The 21822-nt window shown below is 66.6% G+C and carries 26 protein-coding genes; 9 read left to right on the top strand and 17 right to left on the bottom strand.

Annotated elements, in window-relative coordinates:
* Positions 1–40: 40 nt before the first annotated feature.
* A complete protein-coding gene (locus ACQEVO_RS04650) occupies positions 41–1432 on the bottom strand; it encodes a DUF1254 domain-containing protein (RefSeq protein ID WP_432909197.1) in 1392 nt (463 codons plus the stop codon).
* A 149-nt stretch (positions 1433–1581) separates the two neighbouring features.
* On the opposite strand from ACQEVO_RS04650, the gene ACQEVO_RS04645 reads away from it, so the two are divergent.
* The gene (locus ACQEVO_RS04645) at positions 1582–2583 is read left to right on the top strand and encodes an ABC transporter substrate-binding protein (RefSeq protein WP_432909195.1); all 1002 of its coding nucleotides are present in this window, start codon (positions 1582–1584) and stop codon (positions 2581–2583) included.
* 34 nt (positions 2584–2617) lie between these two features.
* Here ACQEVO_RS04645 and ACQEVO_RS04640 read toward each other — a convergent pair whose 3' ends face one another.
* Positions 2618–3022 (bottom strand): DUF202 domain-containing protein, encoded by a 405-nt coding sequence (locus tag ACQEVO_RS04640; protein WP_432909193.1) that lies wholly within the window; start codon positions 3020–3022, stop codon positions 2618–2620.
* Positions 3022–3402 carry a YidH family protein gene (locus ACQEVO_RS04635; protein ID WP_432909191.1) on the bottom strand — a complete coding sequence of 127 codons (381 nt, stop codon included), beginning with the start codon at positions 3400–3402 and terminating at the stop codon, positions 3022–3024. Before ACQEVO_RS04635 ends, ACQEVO_RS04640 begins: the two co-directional genes overlap by 1 nt.
* A gap of 95 nt (positions 3403–3497) precedes the next feature.
* On the opposite strand from ACQEVO_RS04635, the gene ACQEVO_RS04630 reads away from it, so the two are divergent.
* A complete protein-coding gene (locus tag ACQEVO_RS04630; protein WP_432909189.1) occupies positions 3498–4802 on the top strand; it encodes a DUF1254 domain-containing protein in 1305 nt (434 codons plus the stop codon).
* 258 nt (positions 4803–5060) lie between these two features.
* On the opposite strand, the gene ACQEVO_RS04625 is transcribed toward ACQEVO_RS04630, so the two are convergent.
* The 5 genes from ACQEVO_RS04625 to ACQEVO_RS04605 form a co-directional block, all read right to left on the bottom strand.
* Complete coding sequence (locus tag ACQEVO_RS04625) at positions 5061–5507, bottom strand: PIN domain-containing protein (protein ID WP_432909187.1); 447 nt, start codon at positions 5505–5507, stop codon at positions 5061–5063.
* The gene (locus ACQEVO_RS04620) at positions 5504–5746 is read right to left on the bottom strand and encodes a type II toxin-antitoxin system Phd/YefM family antitoxin (RefSeq protein ID WP_432909186.1); all 243 of its coding nucleotides are present in this window, start codon (positions 5744–5746) and stop codon (positions 5504–5506) included. Before ACQEVO_RS04620 ends, ACQEVO_RS04625 begins: the two co-directional genes overlap by 4 nt.
* A gap of 38 nt (positions 5747–5784) precedes the next feature.
* Entirely contained in the window at positions 5785–6276 is a 492-nt protein-coding gene (locus ACQEVO_RS04615; RefSeq protein ID WP_432909184.1) for an RDD family protein, read from the bottom strand.
* A gap of 235 nt (positions 6277–6511) precedes the next feature.
* A complete protein-coding gene (locus tag ACQEVO_RS04610; protein ID WP_432909182.1) occupies positions 6512–6727 on the bottom strand; it encodes a hypothetical protein in 216 nt (71 codons plus the stop codon).
* Positions 6724–7386: a hypothetical protein gene (locus tag ACQEVO_RS04605; protein WP_432909180.1), complete on the bottom strand. Its 663-nt coding sequence runs from the start codon at positions 7384–7386 to the stop codon at positions 6724–6726. The genes ACQEVO_RS04610 and ACQEVO_RS04605 overlap by 4 nt, the downstream gene beginning before the upstream one ends.
* Before the next feature lie 288 nt (positions 7387–7674).
* Here ACQEVO_RS04605 and ACQEVO_RS04600 point away from each other — a divergent pair, with 288 nt between their 5' ends.
* The 4 genes from ACQEVO_RS04600 to ACQEVO_RS04585 all read left to right on the top strand — a co-directional run bounded on the left by ACQEVO_RS04600 (position 7675) and on the right by ACQEVO_RS04585 (position 10528).
* Positions 7675–8574: a helix-turn-helix domain-containing protein gene (locus tag ACQEVO_RS04600; protein ID WP_432909178.1), complete on the top strand. Its 900-nt coding sequence runs from the start codon at positions 7675–7677 to the stop codon at positions 8572–8574.
* Positions 8564–8755 (top strand): DUF397 domain-containing protein, encoded by a 192-nt coding sequence (locus ACQEVO_RS04595; protein ID WP_432909176.1) that lies wholly within the window; start codon positions 8564–8566, stop codon positions 8753–8755. The genes ACQEVO_RS04600 and ACQEVO_RS04595 overlap by 11 nt, the downstream gene beginning before the upstream one ends.
* Before the next feature lie 12 nt (positions 8756–8767).
* The gene (locus ACQEVO_RS04590; RefSeq protein ID WP_432909174.1) at positions 8768–8959 is read left to right on the top strand and encodes a DUF397 domain-containing protein; all 192 of its coding nucleotides are present in this window, start codon (positions 8768–8770) and stop codon (positions 8957–8959) included.
* A gap of 450 nt (positions 8960–9409) precedes the next feature.
* A complete protein-coding gene (locus ACQEVO_RS04585) occupies positions 9410–10528 on the top strand; it encodes a hypothetical protein (protein WP_432909172.1) in 1119 nt (372 codons plus the stop codon).
* A gap of 335 nt (positions 10529–10863) precedes the next feature.
* Here the strand turns inward: ACQEVO_RS04585 and ACQEVO_RS04580 are convergent, their stop codons facing one another.
* The 7 genes from ACQEVO_RS04580 to ACQEVO_RS04550 form a co-directional block, all read right to left on the bottom strand.
* Positions 10864–11304, bottom strand: coding sequence for a GbsR/MarR family transcriptional regulator (locus tag ACQEVO_RS04580; protein WP_432909170.1), 441 nt, complete (start codon positions 11302–11304; stop codon positions 10864–10866).
* Entirely contained in the window at positions 11301–12155 is an 855-nt protein-coding gene (locus tag ACQEVO_RS04575) for an alpha/beta fold hydrolase (RefSeq protein WP_432909168.1), read from the bottom strand. Before ACQEVO_RS04575 ends, ACQEVO_RS04580 begins: the two co-directional genes overlap by 4 nt.
* Before the next feature lie 68 nt (positions 12156–12223).
* Positions 12224–12793, bottom strand: coding sequence for a hypothetical protein (locus ACQEVO_RS04570; RefSeq protein ID WP_432909167.1), 570 nt, complete (start codon positions 12791–12793; stop codon positions 12224–12226).
* Positions 12794–12811: 18 nt separating this feature from the next.
* The gene (locus tag ACQEVO_RS04565) at positions 12812–13618 is read right to left on the bottom strand and encodes an alpha/beta fold hydrolase (protein WP_432909166.1); all 807 of its coding nucleotides are present in this window, start codon (positions 13616–13618) and stop codon (positions 12812–12814) included.
* Positions 13619–13732: 114 nt separating this feature from the next.
* A complete protein-coding gene (locus ACQEVO_RS04560; protein WP_432909165.1) occupies positions 13733–14167 on the bottom strand; it encodes a type II toxin-antitoxin system VapC family toxin in 435 nt (144 codons plus the stop codon).
* Entirely contained in the window at positions 14167–14427 is a 261-nt protein-coding gene (locus tag ACQEVO_RS04555; protein ID WP_432909163.1) for a type II toxin-antitoxin system CcdA family antitoxin, read from the bottom strand. The genes ACQEVO_RS04560 and ACQEVO_RS04555 overlap by 1 nt, the downstream gene beginning before the upstream one ends.
* A 125-nt stretch (positions 14428–14552) precedes the next feature.
* Positions 14553–15860, bottom strand: a complete 1308-nt coding sequence (locus ACQEVO_RS04550) for a cytochrome P450 (RefSeq protein ID WP_432909161.1) — start codon at positions 15858–15860, stop codon at positions 14553–14555.
* Positions 15861–16052: 192 nt separating this feature from the next.
* Here ACQEVO_RS04550 and ACQEVO_RS04545 point away from each other — a divergent pair, with 192 nt between their 5' ends.
* The 3 genes from ACQEVO_RS04545 to ACQEVO_RS04535 all read left to right on the top strand — a co-directional run bounded on the left by ACQEVO_RS04545 (position 16053) and on the right by ACQEVO_RS04535 (position 19190).
* Positions 16053–17039 carry an AraC family transcriptional regulator ligand-binding domain-containing protein gene (locus ACQEVO_RS04545; RefSeq protein ID WP_432909159.1) on the top strand — a complete coding sequence of 329 codons (987 nt, stop codon included), beginning with the start codon at positions 16053–16055 and terminating at the stop codon, positions 17037–17039.
* Positions 17040–17428: 389 nt separating this feature from the next.
* Positions 17429–18613 (top strand): phosphotransferase, encoded by a 1185-nt coding sequence (locus ACQEVO_RS04540; protein WP_432909158.1) that lies wholly within the window; start codon positions 17429–17431, stop codon positions 18611–18613.
* Between the two features lie 169 nt (positions 18614–18782).
* Entirely contained in the window at positions 18783–19190 is a 408-nt protein-coding gene (locus ACQEVO_RS04535) for a hypothetical protein (protein WP_432909156.1), read from the top strand.
* Between the two features lie 8 nt (positions 19191–19198).
* Here the strand turns inward: ACQEVO_RS04535 and ACQEVO_RS04530 are convergent, their stop codons facing one another.
* Together ACQEVO_RS04530 and ACQEVO_RS04525 are read right to left on the bottom strand one after the other, a co-directional pair.
* The gene (locus ACQEVO_RS04530) at positions 19199–20449 is read right to left on the bottom strand and encodes an acyltransferase family protein (RefSeq protein WP_432909154.1); all 1251 of its coding nucleotides are present in this window, start codon (positions 20447–20449) and stop codon (positions 19199–19201) included.
* Positions 20446–21378: an SGNH/GDSL hydrolase family protein gene (locus tag ACQEVO_RS04525; RefSeq protein WP_432909152.1), complete on the bottom strand. Its 933-nt coding sequence runs from the start codon at positions 21376–21378 to the stop codon at positions 20446–20448. The genes ACQEVO_RS04530 and ACQEVO_RS04525 overlap by 4 nt, the downstream gene beginning before the upstream one ends.
* Between the last annotated feature and the right edge of the window lie 444 nt (positions 21379–21822).

Raw genomic sequence — 21822 nt, 5'->3', positions numbered from 1 at the left:
ACGTGCTCATCGGTCAGGTAATGAACCGAACCAGGCGAGCCTATTGTCGACCGCCTCGCAGAACCGGCGGCGGCCTCCACCGCCCGGTCGTCGCGGCTGCCGTCGGCTGATACATCCGTAGGACCAGGAAGAACCGGAATGGCGGGCACGGCAACCAGGTGCTCGAGTCCGTCGGCGGTGCGGTACTCACTGTGATTACTGTCGGACCGTCGGAAGGCGCCGAATGCTCGGAGCCGGCGCCGCTTCCGACCGAGTACCGGGCACCCGGTGCGTCGTAGAGTCGGCCGGTCTCGGCCTCGTAGAGAGTGATGCTCCAGAATGCCTCGGCGGGCGGTGGGTCGGCGAGATCGATGCGGTAGACGCGATCGCCGGCTCCGGTGAGCGGTTCGCCGGTGGCGTCGGCATAGGTGTTGTAGGAACAGTTTTCTTCGACGACATTCGCGGCGAGCCCGACGAAGTTCATTACGGCGCGGGCCAGGAAGTTGTCGCCATGGGCGCCCTTGTCCAGGACTTGGGTCCAACCCGTGCCGACCGATTCGCCGAGAAGTGACCGCGACTGCGCCAGCAGTGCCAGCGCGTCGTGAAAGCCCGCTCGCATACCCTGGCGGCTCGATTCGTCCAGGTCGCCGGGGTTTCGGTCGGCGGCGCAGACGCCGAGCACGCGAAATTGCCTGACATGCGCAGCGTCGCGGAGGGGGGTGCCGTTGATCCGCAACGAGGCGTCCAGGGCACGGAAGAAGGCTTCGGGCGAGGTTTCGACCTGAGCCTGATCCAGCACGGGCCATGTTCTGTGGCGGTCGTCGTCGTGGTGGATGTGGACGGCGTCCTGAAGCCGATGAACATTCGTCAGATCACCTGGCCCGAACACTTGAATGCGCATCAGGATCCACATGAGCGGGGTGGCCACGCGGAACAGGGTGCAGTCCGGTGGCACCGGACCCGTCCAGTCGGTCGTGGCTATCAGGAAGCGGTTGCGGCCGGGGTGGGTGCGGGCGCTGATGTTGCTCGCATTGCTGTAGGCATCGAGGAAGTTCAGGGTGTAGTAGCGGTGGCCGAAGTCGGGGAGATCGAGCCGCACGTGCCCGTGGGTGAGATCGAGCCAGGCGTTGGAGTACAGAGTGTCGACGTTGGGCACACGGAATGCCTGATAGTCCGGACCGGCCGGCTCTCGTCTGTGGGCGAACTCGTTCAGTCGCCACAGGCCGTCGGCGCCGCTGGGGGCGCACTGGGCGCACATGCTTGCGTACTGGTAGACGCTCGGCAATCCGTAGACAACCGCTTGCAGAGTCAGCATGCGTGTCAGCAGCTCCCGGGCGCCGGAATCGTGCGGAACGATATCGGGCCGCGGTGAGGCGGTCAGTTGGTCTGCCGAACCGGGCTCATAAGTCCGCAGATCAGTTGACGGCTCGTTCTCGTCCCGACCGCTGTGCATCGGCTTCACACTCCTCGCTGTCGATCACCACCGTGCGCCCCGTGGGCCCCGGAACGTGATTGACACCACTCTGCCATATCTGCTGAACTGATGTCAGTTCGACTCTAGAGAGTGAGATTGCGGTGGCGGGATTCAGACGAAGGCTTGCAGTGATCATCGGCGCCGCGCTTGTCGCGGCGGGATGCGGTGGCGGCGGCACGACCTCTTCGGTCGAGGGCAGCTGGGACGACGTGGTGGCCGCGGCGCGTGAGGAGGGCTCGGTGCTGCTGTATTCGAGTCAGCACCCGGCGATCCTGGAAAGCCTGAAGAAGGCGTGGAACGAGAAGTATCCCGATATCACGCTGGAATTCGTGCGCGGTACGGATGCCGATTTGATCCCGCGCGTGGAAACCGAGAACCGGACCGGCCGCGGAACCGCGGACGTACACGTCGTCACCGATACCTCGTGGATCGCGAACGCTGCCGAGTCGGGCAGCTACTCACAGGCGTTGCGCGGTCCCAACCGTGAACGACCGGAGTATCGACCCGACCGCAGCATCAAGAACGACCGCTTCTTCCTGGATGTTGCCGCCACATTCAGCTTGGGATGGAATACCGATGCGGTGCCCGGCGGGTTCGACGATCCGCGCGACATGCTGGATCCGAAGTACACCGGCAAGATCGGCGTGGTGAACCCGACCGGGATCGCCTCGTATGTCGATCTCTACGACTACTACCGAGAGAACTTCGGTGACGATTACGTCGACCGGCTCGCGGCACTGCAACCACGTATCTATCCCAGCGCCTTGGGAGTTGCGCAGGCACTGACCTCCGGCGAGGTCGTCGCCTCACCCACGGTGCAGCCGCTGGTTCAGGAGAAAGCCAAGGGGGCCCCGGTGAACTGGGTGCTGCCGCAGCCGTCGTGGGGTGTGCCATTCTATGGGCACATCACCGCGACCGCCCCGCATCCGAACGCAGCCCAGGTGCTCGCCGATTTCATGGTCGGCCCGGAAGCGCAGGCCGCACAGGCAATCGGCGTAGCCACCGCGCTGCCTGGTATCCCCGCCGCCACCGCCGACGCACACGACGTTCGCGTCCCCGACCCCGCGAAGCTGACCCCGGAGTACGTGGACCGATCCTCGACAGAATGGCAGCAGCTTTTCCAGGGCTGACGGATTCGATGCCCCCGGAGCGGCCGGGCCCCGGTCAGCTGGATTCGCCGGCCGGCCAGACCTCGGCCGCACCACTCGACAGCACCAGCAGACAGAGAATCGCGAACAGTGCGACGAGCAGTGCCAGCAAGAGACCGCGCAGACCGGTCGACGAGTTCGAATACACCACGCCGTGCTCGTCCTCGGCCAACAGGTGACCGGCCGTCGCGGGTCGCGACCACCCGCTCAGCATGACCACCAGCGTCGGCGCGGTGGCCGCGATGAACAGGACGGCGATAAACCCCTGGCCCCATTCGGCCGCCACGCGGGCGGCCGCCAATTCGAAGATCATCAGCGAACATCCGGTACGCCGCCACGCCAGGGCGGTGCGTTCCAGTTGCAGCCCTCCGTCGGCGGGTGCGATGGCCCCTTGCGGCCTGCGGCGACGGTGCCACATCATCACAGGAGGATCGCCGCCAAGACCAGACCACTCGCGACAGCGAGAACCACGGCCAACGGTCCGGCCATGCTCGGCGCAGGCAACGGAGCGTCCTCACGCAAACTCCGCTCGACCCGGGCCCAGCTCACCCAGGCAGCACCCGGCAGCACGATCGAGCAGACGATCAGCAGAGTCGAAGCCAGCACGCCGGGGCCGGAACGGCCGCCGATCCCGAAGACCTGCAGCGCCACCCCGGCCGCCATCAACGCCACCGAGGTGCGTATCCAGGCCAGGTAGGTGCGCTCGTTCGCCAGGCTGAACCGGGCGTCCGGCTCGGTGCCGCGACCGTAGACCCGCATGGGAAATCGCCGCCGGACGTTGTACCCCGCATCGGCCACCACGGCGTCTCCTCTCACCGACCCAGCACGACCGAAGGTTCGGCCCTCTGCTCACCAGATCAGTCTAATTGAAGTCAGTTCACTAAGATGGGTGGCCTATGAACAGCCGGAAACAGCACCTCGAGCCGGACGAGATCGCGGGCCGGGCCGCGGATCTACACATCTGGGGCTACCCCTACGTTTTCGCCCAGCGCCTGCGATTGCGCTTCACGCTGCCGCTCACCCCGGATGCTCCGCGGCCGGATACCTCGGCGGGCGCGGCCGTGAATCGCCTCGGCCACCAGCGGAGACTCTCGGATCCGACGCTCACGAGCGGGGTCGCCCCCAATGTGGACACGCTCTACTCGCTGGCATTCCTGGACCTCGCCTGCGGCGCCTTCCGGCTCCGACTACCCGATTTCGGGGACCGGTACTACAGCATCCAGATCGGTGAGGCCGATTCCTCCACCGCGGCGGTGCTCGGACAACGCACGCACGGTCCGCAAACGCCGGAGATCATGGTGCACCACCGCAGTCGTCCGGTGCCCGAGAGAGATTGCGTCACGACGATCGGGTGCCGGTCACGATTCGTCATGGTGGCGATCCGAATACTCGTCGACCCCGGTCGCGGCGACGATCTCCGAACGGTCCACGCGTTGCAGGATCGAATCGAACTCAGCGGACCGGGCACGCCGGCGGCTGCACCACCTCGTCGCCTCGTCGAACGGGAACGGCAGGACGAAACCCATGAAACTGCGGCATTTCTGGATTCGTTGAGCGCGGTACTCGCCGATACAGAGCCGACCGAGGTACCTGAGTGGGTCACGGACGCACTCGGCACCGTACGTACCGCCCTGGACGATCCGGCACTACGACGTTCGGCCGATCTGGGTCTCGTGGAAGGGCTACGGGCAATCGAACAACACGTCGCCGCGCTCGGCCGGACAGTGAATGGATGGTCGATCAACGATCGCGGCACCGACTTCGGTGGCGACCTCCTGCTACGCGCCGCGGTCGCTCATTCGCAAATCTATATCAACCCCGCCGAAGAAGCGCTCTACCCGGTGTGTGAACGCGACGACAGCGGCAGGCCATTGACCGGAACCCGCTGCTACACCGTCCGGTTCGATCGTGGAAACCGTCCGCCGGTCGACCAGTTCTGGTCGCTGACCGTCTACCACGCGGGCGGCCTGCTCTACGACAATGCGATCGACCGCTACGCGATCACCGATCGCACACCCGGACTACACGTCGGCGCCGACGGCTCCATCACCATCCACTTGCAAACGCAGCAACCCACTCGGCCGGGGGCAAACTGGCTTCCGTGCCCACCAGGTCGTTTCCGGCTCATGCTGCGCCTCTACGGTCCACGAAACCCGACGTGGGAACCCCCGCCTGTCAGGACGGAACCCTTTGATACGTGATTCCGGAGCCTTCGCCGACCGACTTCCACCGGCGTCCGGGATTGCCACCGGAATCCGGAAGCCGATTGCTGGCGCTTTCGTCGATGACCTGGGCCGCCGCCCGCGACCTTGTCGTGCCAGCCCTGCTTCGTCGGGCTGCCGCTTATCGTGACCGCGATCGCGATGGCGGCGACGAACCAGAGGAGGCCGCCGATCCAGGGAGTCAGGTTGAGGAGAATGTAGGCGTTGAGCGACACCGCGACCACATGCGCAGCCGACCTACAGATCGTCAGGCATCAGCCGGAACGCACTGTGCCCGGTCAGGGGACGAATCATGCGGAAATGGCAGTCCGAGGTGAACATCGCATCGGTACGGTACGCAGCTGCCAAGGCGACATTCATTGCATCCGTCAACCCGACACCCTTTCCCCCGTCGGCGTCTTCGTACTCTTCCGCCACGGCGACCGCCACCGTCAAGTGATCAGCGACCTCAGGGATTTCGAACCGCCGAAGGCCGGTATTGCGCGTGATGAACTGCGCAGCCATCACCGCTTTCCGGGCTCCGGCACGGGTGGCGACCAGGTAGTCCAGCTCCGCCAGAACCATGGGCGAGATAATGAGTCGGCTGACTACAGACAGCACCTTTTTGTGTGCCTCATGGCCTGTCAGCTTCGGATCCAACAACCGATACAGCGCATTGGTATCGGCTACGGCAACCAGGCTCACTCCCCCATTCCCGCGAGTGTTTCTTCGATCTCCTCGTCGCTCAGGTCCGGAAGACCCAGGTCCGGGAGATCGATCTCGCCTATCGAGCCGGTCGGATAGTCGGGGATATCGTCGTCGGAAATCGGCAAGATACGCGCGACAGCGACGCCGTTCTTGGTGATGGTGACAGTCTCCCCACGCGCCGCCGCCGCGAGGATCTGCGAGGATCTCTGGTTGAACTCCCGAGCCGTCACAGTCATGTACTACATATTACTACGTGGCGAGGACGCAGCCTGAGTTATTCGTCGATGACCTGGGTGCCGCCCGCGACCTTGTCGTGCCAGCCCTGTTTCGTCGGGCTGGAGCTGATCGTGAAGGCGATGGCGAGGGCCGCGATGAACCACAGCAAGCCGCCGATCCACGGGATCAGGTTCAGCAGCATGTAGAGGTTGCGGATCGCGGAGTCCTTGAGACTGGGTTTCGGGGCATTGTCGGAGCCGTTGACGTGCAGGCCGAGCAGTTTCTTCCCGGGGGTCGAGCCCGAGGAGACTTCGAAGGCGATGAAGTAGAGCCAGCCGAAGGCTGCGCCCGGGAGGACGGACACCCAGTCGGGCAGGTCCGCGACCACACCCAGCAGCCAGAAGAAGACTGCGCCGATGATGCCGGCGATGATCCAGTCGATGAATCGGGCGCCCGCGCGTTTACCGAGGCCGCCCGGTTTGATTCCCGTCGCCTGGCCGTACATGGGGTCGGCCTGGCCGTACATCGGGTCGAAACCACCTGTGGTCATGACGCCTCCTTCGAAGCGGGTGCATCCGGTCGGCGGAGCCCGTAGCGGAGGTGGAGGGGTCGTATCATCACGCCTCCTGGCCAACGCTGCGGCTGGTTTGCCTGTCAGGTGCTGCTTAGGGCATGTCGACTCTCAAGGATGGCACAGCCGCGGTGACCAGCGGAGATGTCGACACTGAACTGTGTCCGGGATGAGTTGCGGATTAAACCTGGTGACCGTCCACCGGCCGGCCGGGTCATACGGCCAGGTAGAGGCGTTCGCACGGTAGGCGGGGGAATTCGTGGGCGTCGCCGGGGAGGAGGGCGGCGCTGTGGGCGCCGTGGTGGGCGTTCCATTCGCAGAGGAAGAGTTGAGCGGCGGCGGGGTGGGCTCGGTAATCGAGGCGGAGACCGTGGAGAAAAACGCTGAGGTGGACATCGGTGCCGGGCCGATGGGCTGGGCCGGTGCTCATGGCTGAGCCCGGGTGAGGCCGGTGAGCAGCCGGTGGAGGACTTCGACCGGCAGGTCGGCGCGCGTGGTGGCCGGTTCGGCCGGTGGGTACGGGAGGCCGCGGGCGGCAGCGCGTTCGCGGGGGCTGCGGGTGGCGGGTACCAGTCTTCCGGCTTCGGTGAGGCGGGTGAAGGCGGCGGCTTTGCGGGGGCAGTCCAAAGGGTTACAGGCTCGGTGTTCCTGCATGATTCGGTGCGCGTCGATGATGCGCAGCCGGGTGTCGGGTTCGCTGTGCCGGATATCCGGTAGCCAGAGGGGTTCGTGCGACGCGGGGCGGGTGCTCGTGCCGGCTTTCGTCCAGAGCTGTTCCGGGCAGACGGTGATGAGGTCGCAGGTGTCGCAGACGCGGCCGGGATGGTTTTCGAGGTGGGCGAGGTCGGGGACGATCAGTGTCGTCGCCGCGGTGGCGCGTATCAGATCGAGGACGTGGGCTATGGGGTCCGGGACGGAGTCGGGGCCCAGGCGGACTATGTAGACCAGCGTGAGGCCTTGGTGGCATGCCAGGCGGCGGATGGCTTCGGTGTGACGGGGCTGCAGTGCGCCGGAGAGGTCGGTGCGGAGGTGGCCGATCGCTCGGGGGCGATGCGCGTGCATTGTTTCGCATTCCGGACGTATCGTCATTTACTCGAACCTTTTTCGGAGAATTGACTGGGACCGCCGACCGGGCACGACTGTTACTGCCGGGTGCGGAAAGTCTGCGTCCGGCAATGTCGCGAAGGTTTTTACGAAAGCAATTGCGCTCGGGGATTATCCGAGGTTTCCGGTTGACGGGTGGATATAGTAGACAACGAAAGTTGTTCACTGAGAAGCCCATTCGGGACAGTCCCGCGATATCGCCGGCGGTCCAGTATGGGTAGGTCCAGAAAACATAGGTCCGTTCTGGACCACGACGGGATAGCGAGGGTGGGAATGGCTATTGGATCGACTCTTCCGCGGCGGGCATTGGGGCGGCGGCTGCGGGAACTGCGCTTCGAATCGAAGAAGAGCCAGTTGGCCGCGGGGCTTGCGATCGAGGTGTCGAAGCAAGGGATCGGGCGTCTGGAAGAGGGGCAACCGGTCCGGATCAGCACCGCGCAGTTCAGAGACCTCTTGGAGTTCTACGGCGCCGATGACGATGTACGAGAGGAAGTACTCGGCCTACTCCAGGAGGTGAAAGCGACGAAGGGTGATCCGTCCCGGGGGTGGTGGCGCGCCTACGCCGACGTGGTGAATCCGCATTTCGACCACTTCATGAGCCTCGAACAGGCATGCTCCGGCATGACAACATTCCAGCTCACGCTGCTGCCAGGCTTGCTCCAAACCCCCGCCTACCGCGAATGGATCATGGAAACAACCGGTCCGAACATCTCGGGGGTAAATAGGGAACGTCACCTCGAACTCATTGCCCGTAGGCAACGGCGACTCGAAGACGCCCCTGGGTTTTCATTGGATGTGTTGCTCTCCGAGGCAGCGCTGCGCCACCAGGTAGGGGGCAGACGGGTGATGAGTGGACAAATCCAGCACCTGCTTGCAATAAGCGAGCGGCCGAACGTGACGATTCGCATCATCCCGTTCGGCGTGGGTGGGCATTTCGGACTGATTACCCAGTCCTTCACGCTGTTCGAGTTCCCACCACTTCGCCCCGGTCGACCGTCCGAGCCTCCTGTGGTGTTTGTCGAAGGCTTCACCGGGGCGCTCTTCCTGGAAGAAGAGGGCGAGATCGAGCGTCATCGGGCAGCGGTGGCAAGTCTGCGCGATGTAGCGTTGAGCTCTGAGGGCACCAAGCATCTGGTGCAGGAGATTGCAGAGGAGTACGCCGGTGAACGGTGATCTATCTGGCGCCGACTGGTTCAAGAGCAGCTTCAGCCAACATGGAGGCGACTGCGTCGAGGTCGCGCACCTGGCCGACGTGGTCGGGGTCCGTGATTCGAAGGACGCGGCCGGGCCCGTGCTCGTTTTCGCGCCGAGCGTGTGGGACGCGTTCCTTCGTGGGGTTGCCGAAAACAGCTGAGGAGTACGCGAAGTGAGCAGGGATCTATCCGGAGCAAGCTGGTACAAGAGCAGCTACAGCCAGGCTGGTGGCGACTGCGTCGAGGTCGCGCACCTGGCCGACGTGGTCGGGGTCCGTGATTCGAAGGACGCGGCCGGGCCCGTGCTCGTTTTCGCGCCGACCGCATGGGATGCGTTCCTTCGCGGCGTTGCCGCAAACAGCTGAGGGCGGCCGGATCTCCAACCCGCCCGATACCTCCCTACGATCGGGCACCGCACCGCCACCGCGGACCCGTCCCGCGTACCAGCGCCTTTCGGCGACCCGAGCGCACCGATCGCGGTCGGGTTCGTCGGGAGACGTCCGGTCTCGAGCATGGTCGCAATGGGGCGGTCGCCGGTCGGGACCCCGGCAGTAGGTCGCCGGCACCGGCGTCCCGGATACGGATCGCGCGACCTCCAGCACTGCTGGGCGTCGCGGCCGTGTGAGACGGCGAGCACCGGGGTGGGCTGCGGCAGGTATTCTGGTGCCGTGCGTTGGCAGCAGCGATTTCGTCACCCCCGGCCGGGATACGGCCGCGGGGTCTTCGACGTGCGCCGATAGCACCGGGTCTCCGCAGGCACGGCCGGGGGGAATTTCATCCCTTGCCGAGCCTGCAACCGTTTCGGAGGCCTTCTCATGTCGCATGCCGACTATCTGACTTCTGTCCAGCTTTCCCGCGCGCTGAACATCCGGGATCTGACCGACCCCTCGCAAGGCGAGCACGCCATGCAAATGCTTCTCGACGCGATAGTGACCGCGCTGCGAACCGAATGGGGCAGCACCGTCCGCTACGTGCGCAATTCGCCGATCGTGCCGGTGCGGGAGAACTACGACCGCCTCGGCTACGACCGGGGTGATGTCACCCGGGCTCGCCGCTACACCCGTTACCTCAGCCCGACGGTAATGCTGCGCAGTCATACGAGCGCGGAACTCCCGGGGGCGCTCGAGGAATACGCGGGCCGGGCCGGTGTCGATGAATTGATCGTGGTGCCCGGACTCGTCTACCGGCGCGATGCGGTCGACCGCAGCCACGTCGGCGAACCGCACCAGGTGGATCTCTGGCGCATTCGCAGTACCGCGACGACCGATGACGCCGACATGCTCACGATGATCGGGCTTTTGGTCGACGCGGTACTCCCGGGTGCCGAGTGGAAAGCGACCGAAGTCGTGCACCCGTACACGGTGGGCGGACATCAGATCGACGTGCTCCACCACGGCGAATGGCTGGAACTCGCGGAGTGCGGGCGCATTCACCCCGACGTGCTGCGCGGATCGGGCCTCGACCCGCAGCAGTGGTCGGGGCTGGCACTGGGTATGGGCTTGGAGCGCGCGTTGATGCTCCGCAAGTCCATCCCCGACATCCGGTACCTGCGCGCCGAAGACCCCCGCATTGCTGCGCAAATGCTCACTTTGGCGCCGTGGCAGCACGTCTCACCGCTTCCGGCGTCGCGACGTGACATTTCCGTGGTGCTGGCGGAAGAGGAGGACGAGGAGACGCTCGGCGACCGAATCCGCACCGCCCTCGGGGACGATGCGGACGTGGTCGAATCGGTCGAGGTACTCGCCCGGACCCCGCACGACGAACTGCCGGAGGCCGCACGTTCGCGCCTCGGAATCCGGGCGGGTCAGGTGAACCTGCTGTTGCGAATCGTCCTGCGCCCCATCGACCGCACGCTTACCTCGGAGCAGGCCAACGCGATCCGCAACACCATCTACCAGGCCGTGCACGAAGGAGCGGTCGCGGAGTTGATCTGATCACCACCAGCCGCAGCCGCCGATGGCCGGCCGCTTTCCCTGCCACTCCCCCGCCCGCCGTTTCCGGCGCTTCAGGCGAGACTCGGGGCTCAGATGCTGGTGGCGATGCGCTCGTGGTCCCGTTCGCCCTCACGGGTCTGGATACCGGCGGCGAGCAGCTTGTGCGCGAGTTCGGTGACCTCCTCGCGGCGCGGCGGCGCTCGAATGCTTGTGGATCTTCCTCGGACAGTGGAGTGCGAGCGACGGCCGGGAGGGCCCCGGCACACTGCTGGATGCTGCGTTCGCCGCCTTCTCGACCCCGGCATGACACCGGAAGGACGCGCCGACTTCGCCGATCACGATCGCGAATGCGTACGGAGCACGTACTCACCCGCTTCCACGTAGGAAGTGAACAAGTTCGTGACATCGCGGAGTCGAGCCGCCGCGTGCGCGTTCTCGGTCAATTCTTCAGCGGCGCGAAGAGTGCGCACGAAGGTACGGGTGCGTTCGTGGCTGGCGGCAAGAAGCTGCTCGAAGCCGCCGACGGCCTCCACGAGCAGCCGGCGACTGCCGGGTTGAGGGATAGTGCGTGCCAATCCCCAGGACACCAGTTCTCGGACCGCGGTGCTGACTGCCCCGGAACTGAGCGAGAGATCGGTGCGCAGCTGTTCGGAACTGGCTGCTTCTCCGCGCAGCAGAAGATCGCCGTAGACCCTTCCCGTGGCGCGGGGCAGATTCCATGTGGCGAGCATGTCCCCCATGGCGTTGACGAACTGCTCTCGCTCGGTCGAGATCACGACGTCTCTCCCCCCGCGATCGAGTCGTTCCAGCCCTCGAGGATCTCGAACAGCGTGCACGACACCTGTTCGGGGGCATCCCATGTGACGATATGTCCGGCGTTCGGGATGAGGTACTCCTGAACGCCCTCGGCCGCCGCCCATCGCGGCATTGCGGTCGAAATGTTGCCCGTATCGTCTTCGGCGCCACGTACGAGAGCGAGCGGCACCGGGAACCGACGTCCTGGATCGGGATCGACAAAGGACACCGTCGCCCGCCACACCTCCAGGAACCGGGTCTTGGGCATGCCGGCGAAGATCACCTCGGCGCGGGCGATCGCCTCCGGAGTCACCGCCGAGGCGCGAGCCATGAGACGAGGAAGCCGCCCCGCGGGTACCAGGGACAGTGCGGGCGCAGCGAGCCGGAGCGCGATTCGTTCGAATACCGACAGCGGCCCGCCGTTCCATGTCGAGTCGAGCACGATCACTCCCCGCACGCGGTCCGGGTTCGCGCATGCGAAGGCCTGGACGAGGTTGCCACCCAGCGAATGCCCGACCAGCACGGGCTCGCCGACGGCACATTCGACAAGCAGCGCATCGAGATCCTCGAACGCATCGGAGGCGGTGAACCGAGCCCCGTCCGCGAGCGTCGATTGCCCATGCCCGCGCAAGTCCCACACGATCACGCGGAAACCCCGCTGAGCAAGAGATGCGGCCTGCGCATCGAACATCGAATGGTCGAGGCCCGCACCATGCGTCAGAACTACGACAGCACCCTCTCCGCCCGAGTCCGTGAAGGCAATCACGGCATTCGGGCGATTGAGACGGTCAGCTAATTTCACCATTCTCTGAATATAGATTGGGTAGACCATGGGCGGTCACCACGAGGTTCCGATCGTCCGCACGACCCGGTCCGCTCCCCGAACGCGCGGCCGGCCGGTCACGCAGGCCGGTTTCCCGGTGCATCGCCCGGTGTTACCTGCGCCGACAGCGCGTTGCGGGGCAGCTCGTCCACAGCGGCTACCGGCCTGCGTGCACCGGGACCCTCTCGCATGGCCGCGCGTAGCCGGTCCAGTGCGACCAGGAATGGATTGTGGACCGCTTGCCACTCCGGTGAGCCCGCACCGGCGCGATCGACTACGACCTGCTGTGCGATCAGCATCTCGCGGATATCGCGCAGTCGCCGGTAGACCTCCCACGCGTCATCGCTGACGACCTCCGGTGCGACGAGCTCCAGTTCGTAGATGGTGGCGACGAGATCGTGGGAGCGGAAGGCGGCGGTGGCCTCGGCTCGGCCCAGCGGAGTCGGGCCTTCGATCGCGAGGGCCTGCATCGCGGTGTCGGTCTGCGTCAGCGCGGTCAGCGTTTTCACATACACCTGCCGCCTGGTCTCCTCGAGCCGGCCCGTTCGCTCCCGTCGCGCCCGCAAGGTCTCGACCATCATCGTGGAGCCCGCCCCGACAAGCGCCCCGCCCAACGTTCCGGCAACCGCCAGCCACTCCAGTGCCACGCCTTTACTGTAGTCAGGTCAACGACTTTCGTGCCGAACGGTGTCGCGGATGGCGGCGGCGACGGCGGGTGAATCCTTGCGCAGGATCTTGGAGTGGTTGCTGGCGACCTTCGCGCTGATCGTGACATTCGGGTTGTGCGCGAGGATCGGTTCGAGGACCTTGCGACCCTCCTCCATCTCATCGTGCTCGCTGCCGAGGCTGTCTCCGGTGGCCAGGACGAAACGTACGGGGCGGGTCGCGCGTTCGAGCACCGGCGCGCTGGCGGCGCCGATCTCGTTGAGTTCGATATTGCACTCGGCGTGCTCGGCGGCGCTCATCCGCGCGGCCATGCCGAACGGGCGCACCAGCGGCAGCAGGAACCGCATCTTGTGGAACAGCTTGCGGATTCGCTCAGCGCCTTCTTCACCGGTCAGGCCGTAGGGGAAGGCGTCCACCGTCACCACGCCGAGGACGCGGTCCGGGTTGCGGTCGGCCCAGTGCCAGCTCAGCACCCCGCCGTACGACCAGCCCACCAGGACGATCGGCCCGGCCACGCCTCTGGCCGCGAGCACGGCATCGATATCGCGCAGGCACGCCTCGAAGGAGTAATCCGCGGACTGCTTCGATTTGCCGCGGGCTCGTTCGTCGAAGGTGATGTGGCGGTAGCCATCGCCGAGCTCGGCGATCACTCGTTTCCAATGCGACCGGTCGGCGTAGGCGCCGTTGAGGTAGACGATCGCCTGGCCGGCGCCACCGGTGTCGGTGACGGCCAGTGCGGTGTCGTCGACCGGCACCATGCCGGTCCAGATGGTGGTGTTCGATTCGGTACTCGTTGCGTTGCTCATGGGAATACAGTCGCCGCGGCGGCTGATACCCGCCTGACGCCGGCCTGACACGGCACCTGACACCATCTCCGCCGCATCCGGGCCTTCCGCCGCCGCCCGACCACGCTCCCCGCCTCAGTCGGGGCTTCGGGTGATGATCCGGGCAGCCGGAACCGCCGCCGCGAGATGCATGATGTCGTCGGGATCCGAGGTGATCACCAGGCCACCACCGAACTCGGCGCACACCGCGACCACGTGCGCATCCGCCAGATACCTGCTGCCCACCTTCGCGCCGTTCAGAATCGCGCCGACCTGGCGGGCTATATCGAAATCGGTGGGAATTATCCGCACCGGCCGATACGCCGCAGCGTCGCGAGGCGTGCGAGCAACCAGCGTCTCGACCTGTCGCGTACGGGCGACGCCGCGGCATACCTCGGCGCAGACAACGGCCGGTACCAAGACCTCACTCCCGCGGCGGTACGCCTCGGCGAGCAGCGCCTGCATCCGTTTCGGCGGCTTCGGCTCGGCCGCCGCGGAGAGACCGGCGGAATCGAGGACTACCGGCAGCATCAGGCGATCTCACGGCCGAACCCGATACCCTCGAGCTCGTCGAAGGCGGCAGCAGCATCACTCGCGTCATCGTCCCCGACCGGGCCGACGGACCGCTCCCAGCCCTCGAGCAGATCTCGCAGCGCGTCTCGTCGCGCCAGCCGATCCACGTGCTCGGCGAGAGCCGCGTTCACCACAGCGGACAAGTGCGCGTCACCCAGTTGACGGGCCTTGGCCAAGACCTCTTCGTCGATGGTCACCGTTATCTTACGTTTGGCCATACAAGTACCTTACTCCCCCTGCCGCGGATCCGGCCCGAGGTGGGCGAGCCCACCGGACCCGCAGCGACCCGCCGGTGCGGCATGCGGGGCGGGCGGTGAGCCACGGACCGGCCGGGATCGGGCGGTTACAGGTTCAGCCTGGTGGAGGGGGTGAAACGGACCGGTAGTTCGGCGAGGGCCCGGTGGAAGGGGCCCGGGCGCCAGGTCGGTTCTCCGCCGGGGAGTGCGGCTTCCATTTCCGGGAGGGCGTCCAGGAGCTGGTCGATGGCGTTCTGGGCGATGAGGTAGGCGAGGGATTGGGCAGGACAGGCGTGGCGGCCGATGCCCCAGGCCAGGTGGGAGCGGTTGCCGACGTGATCGTCGGAACGGATGGCGGGGTCGTTGTTGCAGGCGGCCATGCTGATCAGCACCGGTTCGTCGGCGGGGAGCCAGACCTCGTCGACGAGGATGGGGTGGCGGGGGTAGGTGATGAGAAAATTCGCCAGGGGCGGGTCGGTGAACAGGACTTCGTCGAGGGCGTCGCGGGTGGAGAGGCTGCCGCCGAGGACGCCGCTGCCGACGCGGTCGTCGGTGAGGATGAACAGCAGGGTGTTGGCGATGAGGTTCTGCTGGAATTCGATACCGGCGCCGTAATGGCCGGCGACCTGGTGAACCATTTCCTCCTGGTTCAGCGCGGCGGGGTGGGCGAGCAGCTGGGAGGTGACGTCGTTACCGGGTTCGGCGCGTTTGAGGTCGACGAGTTCCAGCATCGCCGTACTGATCATGCGGTTGCCGTTCTCGGCGTCGACGCCTTCGACCAGGGCGGCCATCCCCTCGGCGACCCGCTGCCCGATCTCCGCGGGGCAGCCCAGCAGGGCATTGACGGTCGCGAAGGTGAGCGGGAAGACGTACTGGGCGATGAGGTCGGCACTGCCGGATTCGCAGAAATCGTTGATCAGCGGGACAGCGGCCCGTTCGACGGTGGTGTGCAGGCCGTGCAGATCGAGGCGGCCGATGCTGGTGGTGATGGCCTCGCGGTAGCGGTGGAAATCGGGGCCGGTGTTGCGGCTCGCGGTGGGGCGCCACTCCATGATCGGCAGAACCGGGCAGTCGGCGGGGACGGTGCGCTGCCAGGTGCGCGGGTCGGCGGGGAAACGGTCGGGGTCGTTGAGGATGCGTAGTGCGGTGGCGTAGCCGACGACCAGGGTCGCGGGGACACCGGGGGCCAGTTCGACCGGTGCCAAAGAGCCCCAGCGGCGGCGCATTTCGTAGTAGGCGCGGTGTGGGTCGGCGGCGAATTCGGGGGCGTGCAGGGCGACCCGCTCCGCGGGATGGCCCAGCGGTGAACGGTGGTCCGCCACCGCAGCCGGCGGATGCGCGGGGTTGTGCTGCACCAATCGTTCGTCCTCACCGCTCGTCCGCCACAGCCGCGCCGGCCACCCCGGCACGGCCATGGTGCCATCGGCAGCGGAAGGCCGACAGTGCCCATCGCGCCCCGAACGAGGCGGATCGCGCCACACTGTCACCCGGTGCACCCGGCAGGCCCGATTCGGCGCGGCCGGACACCGCAGCGCGGGATATCGTCGTGGGGCATCGGCTCGCGAGCGGGCCGGGAAGTCCTCGTTCCGATTAGGTGTGTTTCGCAGGTGGATACGGTTGAGCATGTCGCGTTCTCGAATTTCATCCTCGGCACCGCGGGTCTGAGCGATTCGGCGCGACAGCAACTGGCACGGGCCGCGGAATTGCCGGGCTGGGTGCTCGACGCCGGTGACACGATGGTGTCCAGCACCTACCAGCTGCGCCTGTGGGAACTGGTGGAACACGCGCAGAGCGACCCGCACGTGGCACTGCGCGTCGGGAAGACGAACACGCTGGGGAATTTCGGAATTCACGACTACTTGTTCAGCACCGCGCCGACGTTGGCGGATGGGCTGGCGCGTTCGGAACAGCACGCGAACATGATCACCACGAATATCGGGTTCGCGGTATCGGGGGAATCGGAAGAGGAAGCGAACGCGGACGTCCGGCTGTGGAACGGGCACGGGCGCGGGCGTGAATTGGCCACCCAGTTCGCGCTGGCGGCAGTTGTGACGCGAGCACGCCATGCCACGGGGCGGGATGTGCATCCGGTGCGCATCCGGTTCCGGCAACCGGCGCCCCGGCAGTACCGGCCGTTCGTCGACATGTTCGGGACGCGGCGGGTCGAGTTCGGGGCGCCGACCGACCGGATCACGTTCCGGGCAACCGATCTGGCGCTGCCGCTGCGGACGGCAGATCCGGCGCTCGCCGCGATTCTGGGCCGCTGCGCGGAGGTGCTGCCCCCGCCGCCACGGCTGGAGGCCGGCTGGGCGGGGCAGGTTCAGCAGGCGCTGGCCGTGCTGCTCGGGGACGGGCGGGTGACGATCGAGCGGGTCGCGCGGTATCTGGCGACGAGCAGCCGCAGTCTGCAGCGACGGCTGGCCGACGAAGGAACTACGTGGACGCAGGAACTCGACCGGGCGCGCAGTGAGCTGGTGGAACAACGTCGCGCGGACAGCCCCGACGTGACGCAGACGGCGCTGGCCAGACGGGTCGGCTACGCGGATGCGGGGGCGCTGCGCCGGGCGCGGCAGCGGTGGTCCGGACGCAGGTAGGACACAGTCCACGCCGAGGTCGCGGTGACGCGGCCGGGCAGGGACGCGCGCAGCGCTGTCACGGCGCTACGAAGGTGCTACGGGTGCGCTATGGAACCGCTGCGAAAGGTAGTGGTCGCGACGCGCGGTGTGCTCGGTGCCGTGTTCGCCGGCCGCACCACATCCGTTGCCCCGGAGGCGCCGAACGCGCCTACCAGGGTGCGATTCGCGCCGAGTTGTCCACACGTCCCGGGCGGCAACCGGCGGATAAGCGCTGGTCTTCGAGGTTTTCCGACGACACGCGACCTTCCGGCGAGTATTCCGCGGGCACTGCGGCGGTCCGATCACGCGCCCATACTTTCGATCCGCCGGGCAGTTGTGCGGCGGATCGAGCCGAGGAAGGCAATCGGATGGGCGAAACGGATACCAGCGGTCCCGGGGAAAGTGTGCTGCCGGGGGTGCTGAAGCTCGGCGGGCAGGTACTGGCGGAGAAAGTGTTGCGCCGCAACGGCGGAATCCCGATGAAGAAGAGCGAGATCGACGCCGAATGGCTCGGCGAGGTGCTCACCGACGGCTACCCGGGCGCGCAGGTGGAGTCGTTCGAGCTCGTCGATGTCGACGGCGGTACGACCAGCCGCTGGAAAGCGACGATCACCTACAACGAGGCCGGTCGCCGGGCGGGGTTGCCGCAGCATCTCTTCGCCAAGACCACGCTCACCTTCACTCAGCGGTTGACGCAGTATCTGGCGCACGCATTGCCCGGCGAGCCCGGCTTCTTCCAGGAGTTACGGCCGGAGCTCGAGATCGAGGCACCACACGGGTATTTCGGTGCCGCCGACCTGCGGACCGGACGGTCGCTGACACTGCTCGAGGATGTGAGCGTCACCCGGGGCGCACGGTTCTGCACGCCGCTGGAACGGGTCACCCGGGAACAGATGGAGGACCTGCTCGGGAATATGGCGCGCTGGCACGGGCACTACTGGGATTCGCCGGAACTGCGGGCCCGGGACTGGCTGAAGACACCGGACGCGCATTTCCGCAATTTCGATCGTCTCCTCGGTATGCGTAAACGGGCGGAGGTCGGGTTGAAACGCGCCCCCGATCTCGTGCCCGACACCCTGCCGCCCGTACAGAGCGCACTCTACGAAGCCTGCGGCCGGGCGTTGCAGATCGCCGAACAGGGCCCACAGACACTGCTGCACGGCGACCCGCATATCGGCAACGCCTACATCTGCGTCGACGGCAGTATGGGTTTCACCGACTGGCAACTGGTGATGCGCGGCAGCTGGGCGTTCGATGTGGCGTACACGATCACCTCCGGCCTCGAGGTGGAAGACCGCCGCGCCTGGGAACGCGACCTGATCGCCCTCTACATCGACACGCTGCGCGCGGCGGGTGGGCCGGCGCTGTCGTACGAAGCCGCCTGGCTCGCCTACCGGCAGCAGTCGCTGTACCCGTATTTCGCCTGGATGATCACGATCGGGCGGGGCGCGCTGATGCCGGAATTCCAGCCCGCCGATATCTGCCGCGCGATCGTGCACCGCACCGCGCACGCCATCATGGACCTCGACGCTCTGGGGGCGGTCGGCGGCTGAAACCAGCACTTCGCACCTGCCGCAGCGGGCGCCGCGACAGGGCGGACTCCGATGTGGGGCGCGTTTCGCCGCACGCCCGTACTCTCGACTCGTGCCAGGAGCGCGGGAAGTACCGGACCTTCCGAGGGAGGTCGAGTTGACCAGCCCTCGCGAAGCACGCGCGGAGAGGTTGTTCGCCGCGCTGCTGATCGCCACGGGGCCGGTGATGATCGGCATTGCGGCAACGAGCGGGCAGGCTTGGTGGGCGGTTCCGCTCACGGCCCTCGCCACCCTGCTTCTCGTGTTCATAGGCCTCGGCATGTGGTTCAGCCCGGTGCAGCGCCTCGAAGACACTGCGGCCCTGCACGCCTCGGGGCGAGCGGCGCGCGCCGAATTGATCGCCGCCGAAGAAGTGGGTGACGAGGATACGGTTTACCTGCTCACCTTGCGTATCGTCGCGCAGGGGAGCGAGCCGGTCGAGGTCTCCCACCGGTGCCGGAAGGAGATCTGCCGGCGGTTGGGTGTGCAGGGACCACCCGGCGAGCTCGCCGCCCTCATCGATCCGGAGTCACGCACCTGGGCGATCACGCACCGCTGACCGGCGGCTCACCCGGCCGGCTTCCTCCGGGCCGCGGTGCGGCGGCCGGCGAAGCGGCGCATCAGCGGGGCGTCGAGCCAGTGGTAGATGGCCGCGGCCGCCAGGGTGGACACCACCAGGCTCAGGGCGGCGAACCCCAGCCAGCCCAGTAGCCCGAACTGTTTCCCGCCGATCAGGAAACGGGTGATCAGCACCATCACCGGGAACTGGATGAGATAGAAGGCGAAGGAGATATTGCCCAGCCAGACCATTCGCGGGGAGGCGGTGAACCCGCGGATTCCCGCCAGGTCGCGCGCGGCCAGCGTGGCCACTACGGCCGTCATCGGCGCGAGCAGCAGCACCGACATCTTGTAGTTCGGCGGCACCACCCAGGTCGCGGCGTAGGCGATCACCAGCGCGATGACCGGTGGCGCCAGCCGGAGGTTGCGCCAGCGGCCCTCCAATACCAGTCGTGCCGCGAGCACGCCGAGGAAGAACTCGGGCAGTCGGGAGAGCGGAAAGTTGTAGCTGAGCCAATACGAAAGGGCCACAGGAATATCCGACTGTTCGAACCAGATCGGCGCGGCATGGATCTCGAAGTACGGCGACACCTCACCCGGCAGCAGTCGTGGCGCGAAGGTGTTGGCGATTCCCTTGGGCCCGGGCAGCCACAGGTAGTACGCGGTGTGCAGCAGCAGAATCGCCACCAGTAATCCCGCCAGCGCCCACAGCACCCGATCACCCCTGATCCGGCGGACCAGTGGCAGCAGCAGTGGAAAGCTCAGGTAGAAAAGGATTTCCGCCGCCAGCGACCAGGACGGCACGTTGAGCCCGCCGACCGTCGTCCACTTCGGGACCCAGGTGTGGATCAGCGCGAGGTTCGGCGCCCAGACCACCGGTCGCGTCAACGGCACGCTCGCCACCAGGACGAACGCGAGAGCCGCCACCAGATGGGTCGGGTAGATCTTCAGTGCCCGGCGCCAATAGAACCGCGGCACCGAACTCCCCGGCCGGAACGACCAGTAGATGATGAACCCGGACAGGACGAAGAAGAAGGTCACCCCCGCGGCGCCCAGCTGCATCGGCACCAGCTGATGGATCTGCCGGAACAACTCCGACTTCTGGAACGGATACACCGGCAGGAACACCAAGGCGTGCAGCAGGAATACGGCGAACGCCGCCCACCAGCGGGCTCCGGTCAGCGACGGCAGCGGCGGCCGCACCGTCGCCGGATCGAGGAACTGCGGCCCCGGCGCGAGCCGAGGCGGCGCCAGGCTCACCGGCGGATCCGCTCGTGCACCACCTCGGCGGCCACCGCGTCACCGTGTGCGGAGGGGTGGAACGGAATCCCGGCGATATCGGCCGCGGGATCGAAGACACCGTTCAGCCACGGGTCGCCCGAGCACAGCCCGTGGCCCGCGGTCGCCTCGCGGAGACCGACGAATTCGAGGCCCAGCAGCTCCGCGGCGTCCCGTTGCGCGGCGTCGAGGCGGTCCAGGTATTCGGTCACCGCGCGGCCCCTCGGCTGCACGATCTGCCCGGCGCCGAGTACGTTCACGCACACGTGCTCCTGCCCCGCCGGGAACAACTCCGGGTATCCGACCAGCAGAATTCGCGCGTTCGGCGCGTAATACCGCATATAGGTGACCACGTCACGGATGCTGTCGGCGTAGAGCTCGCCCGTGAGGTTCCGGTAGTCGATGAACCGTCCCTGGTCGACGGCCTCCGGCCCGCATCCGTCGACGAGATTGAACACGCAGCGCCGCAACGACGAAATCATCGTCATCTTGCCGGTCGGGGACCAGACATCGTTCATCCCACTCTGAATGGCGATGACCTCGGTCTCCGGACCGAACGCCTGCTGCTCGACCGCCGCGGCCACCTCGTGCACCAGCCACCAGCCGTCCCCCGTGGCGATCGTGGACCCACTACAGGACACATCCCCGAAGTCCGACGTACCCGCGAGACCCATTCGCTCGCTCAGCCGGGTCGGCCACGAGGTGGGCGCGTGCAGGCATTCCTTGGTTGCCGAAAAGAACTTCGGGTAATTCGCGGTGAACGAATCACCCAGTACTACAACGGATTTACCTTCCGGACGAGAGTTTCCTACCGGAGCGGCCGCGGCCGGGGCGTACATTGCGGTCACGGTGAACGCGGCCGCGACAACGGCTGCGACGACCCCACCCCAACGCTGAGAAATACTGCGCATCACGTCTTTCCCGTCGATCAGTAGCCGGCTCGCGGATCGAAATCGGGGAGAGTGAGCGTCGGCTCCGGCTGGACGGGTTCGGTCTGCACGGGCGCCGGCGGCAGTGGCTGCGGCGCGGGCGCGGGTTCATCCGCCGGCGGTTCCGCAAGTGGCGGTTGCGCGGGTGGCGGGGGCTCGACGGCGGCGGGAGGCGGCGGACTTTGCGGAGCCGGGGTGGTCGATACAACGCTCGACGGTGCCACCGTGTTCGCCGGAACCGAACTGGAGGTCGTCCCATGATTATTGTGCGATTCGGTGTCCTCGCCGCACCCGCTCGCGACGAGAATTACCGCAGCACAAGCCAATACGGTTGAGATTTGACGTTTCATGAAGATTCCCAATCCTGCCGTCCGGCATCCTGACCTCTGCCCCTTGCAGGGTCACGGAGTCGTCAGCAATGAATTC

Origin of the sequence: Nocardia sp. CA-290969 (assembly GCF_050936135.1) — a bacterium.
Classification (GTDB): domain Bacteria; phylum Actinomycetota; class Actinomycetes; order Mycobacteriales; family Mycobacteriaceae; genus Nocardia.
The sequence above is the reverse complement of the archived record's forward strand: the minus strand, read 5'-3'. Positions and strand labels throughout refer to the sequence as shown.

Excerpts from the sequence above, each read along its gene's own strand:
- ACQEVO_RS04650 (WP_432909197.1), bottom strand. The coding sequence starts at position 1,432 with ATGCACAGCGGTCGGGACGAGAACGAGCCGTCAACTGATCTGCGGACT.
- ACQEVO_RS04640 (WP_432909193.1), bottom strand. The coding sequence starts at position 3,022 with ATGATGTGGCACCGTCGCCGCAGGCCGCAAGGGGCCATCGCACCCGCC.
- ACQEVO_RS04630 (WP_432909189.1), top strand. The coding sequence starts at position 3,498 with ATGAACAGCCGGAAACAGCACCTCGAGCCGGACGAGATCGCGGGCCGG.
- ACQEVO_RS04620 (WP_432909186.1), bottom strand. The coding sequence starts at position 5,746 with ATGACTGTGACGGCTCGGGAGTTCAACCAGAGATCCTCGCAGATCCTC.
- ACQEVO_RS04615 (WP_432909184.1), bottom strand. The coding sequence starts at position 6,276 with ATGACCACAGGTGGTTTCGACCCGATGTACGGCCAGGCCGACCCCATG.
- ACQEVO_RS04610 (WP_432909182.1), bottom strand. The coding sequence starts at position 6,727 with ATGAGCACCGGCCCAGCCCATCGGCCCGGCACCGATGTCCACCTCAGC.
- ACQEVO_RS04605 (WP_432909180.1), bottom strand. The coding sequence starts at position 7,386 with ATGACGATACGTCCGGAATGCGAAACAATGCACGCGCATCGCCCCCGA.
- ACQEVO_RS04600 (WP_432909178.1), top strand. The coding sequence starts at position 7,675 with ATGGCTATTGGATCGACTCTTCCGCGGCGGGCATTGGGGCGGCGGCTG.
- ACQEVO_RS04585 (WP_432909172.1), top strand. The coding sequence starts at position 9,410 with ATGTCGCATGCCGACTATCTGACTTCTGTCCAGCTTTCCCGCGCGCTG.
- ACQEVO_RS04575 (WP_432909168.1), bottom strand. The coding sequence starts at position 12,155 with ATGGTCTACCCAATCTATATTCAGAGAATGGTGAAATTAGCTGACCGT.
- ACQEVO_RS04565 (WP_432909166.1), bottom strand. The coding sequence starts at position 13,618 with ATGAGCAACGCAACGAGTACCGAATCGAACACCACCATCTGGACCGGC.
- ACQEVO_RS04560 (WP_432909165.1), bottom strand. The coding sequence starts at position 14,167 with ATGCTGCCGGTAGTCCTCGATTCCGCCGGTCTCTCCGCGGCGGCCGAG.
- ACQEVO_RS04555 (WP_432909163.1), bottom strand. The coding sequence starts at position 14,427 with ATGGCCAAACGTAAGATAACGGTGACCATCGACGAAGAGGTCTTGGCC.
- ACQEVO_RS04550 (WP_432909161.1), bottom strand. The coding sequence starts at position 15,860 with ATGGCCGTGCCGGGGTGGCCGGCGCGGCTGTGGCGGACGAGCGGTGAG.
- ACQEVO_RS04540 (WP_432909158.1), top strand. The coding sequence starts at position 17,429 with ATGGGCGAAACGGATACCAGCGGTCCCGGGGAAAGTGTGCTGCCGGGG.
- ACQEVO_RS04525 (WP_432909152.1), bottom strand. The coding sequence starts at position 21,378 with ATGCGCAGTATTTCTCAGCGTTGGGGTGGGGTCGTCGCAGCCGTTGTC.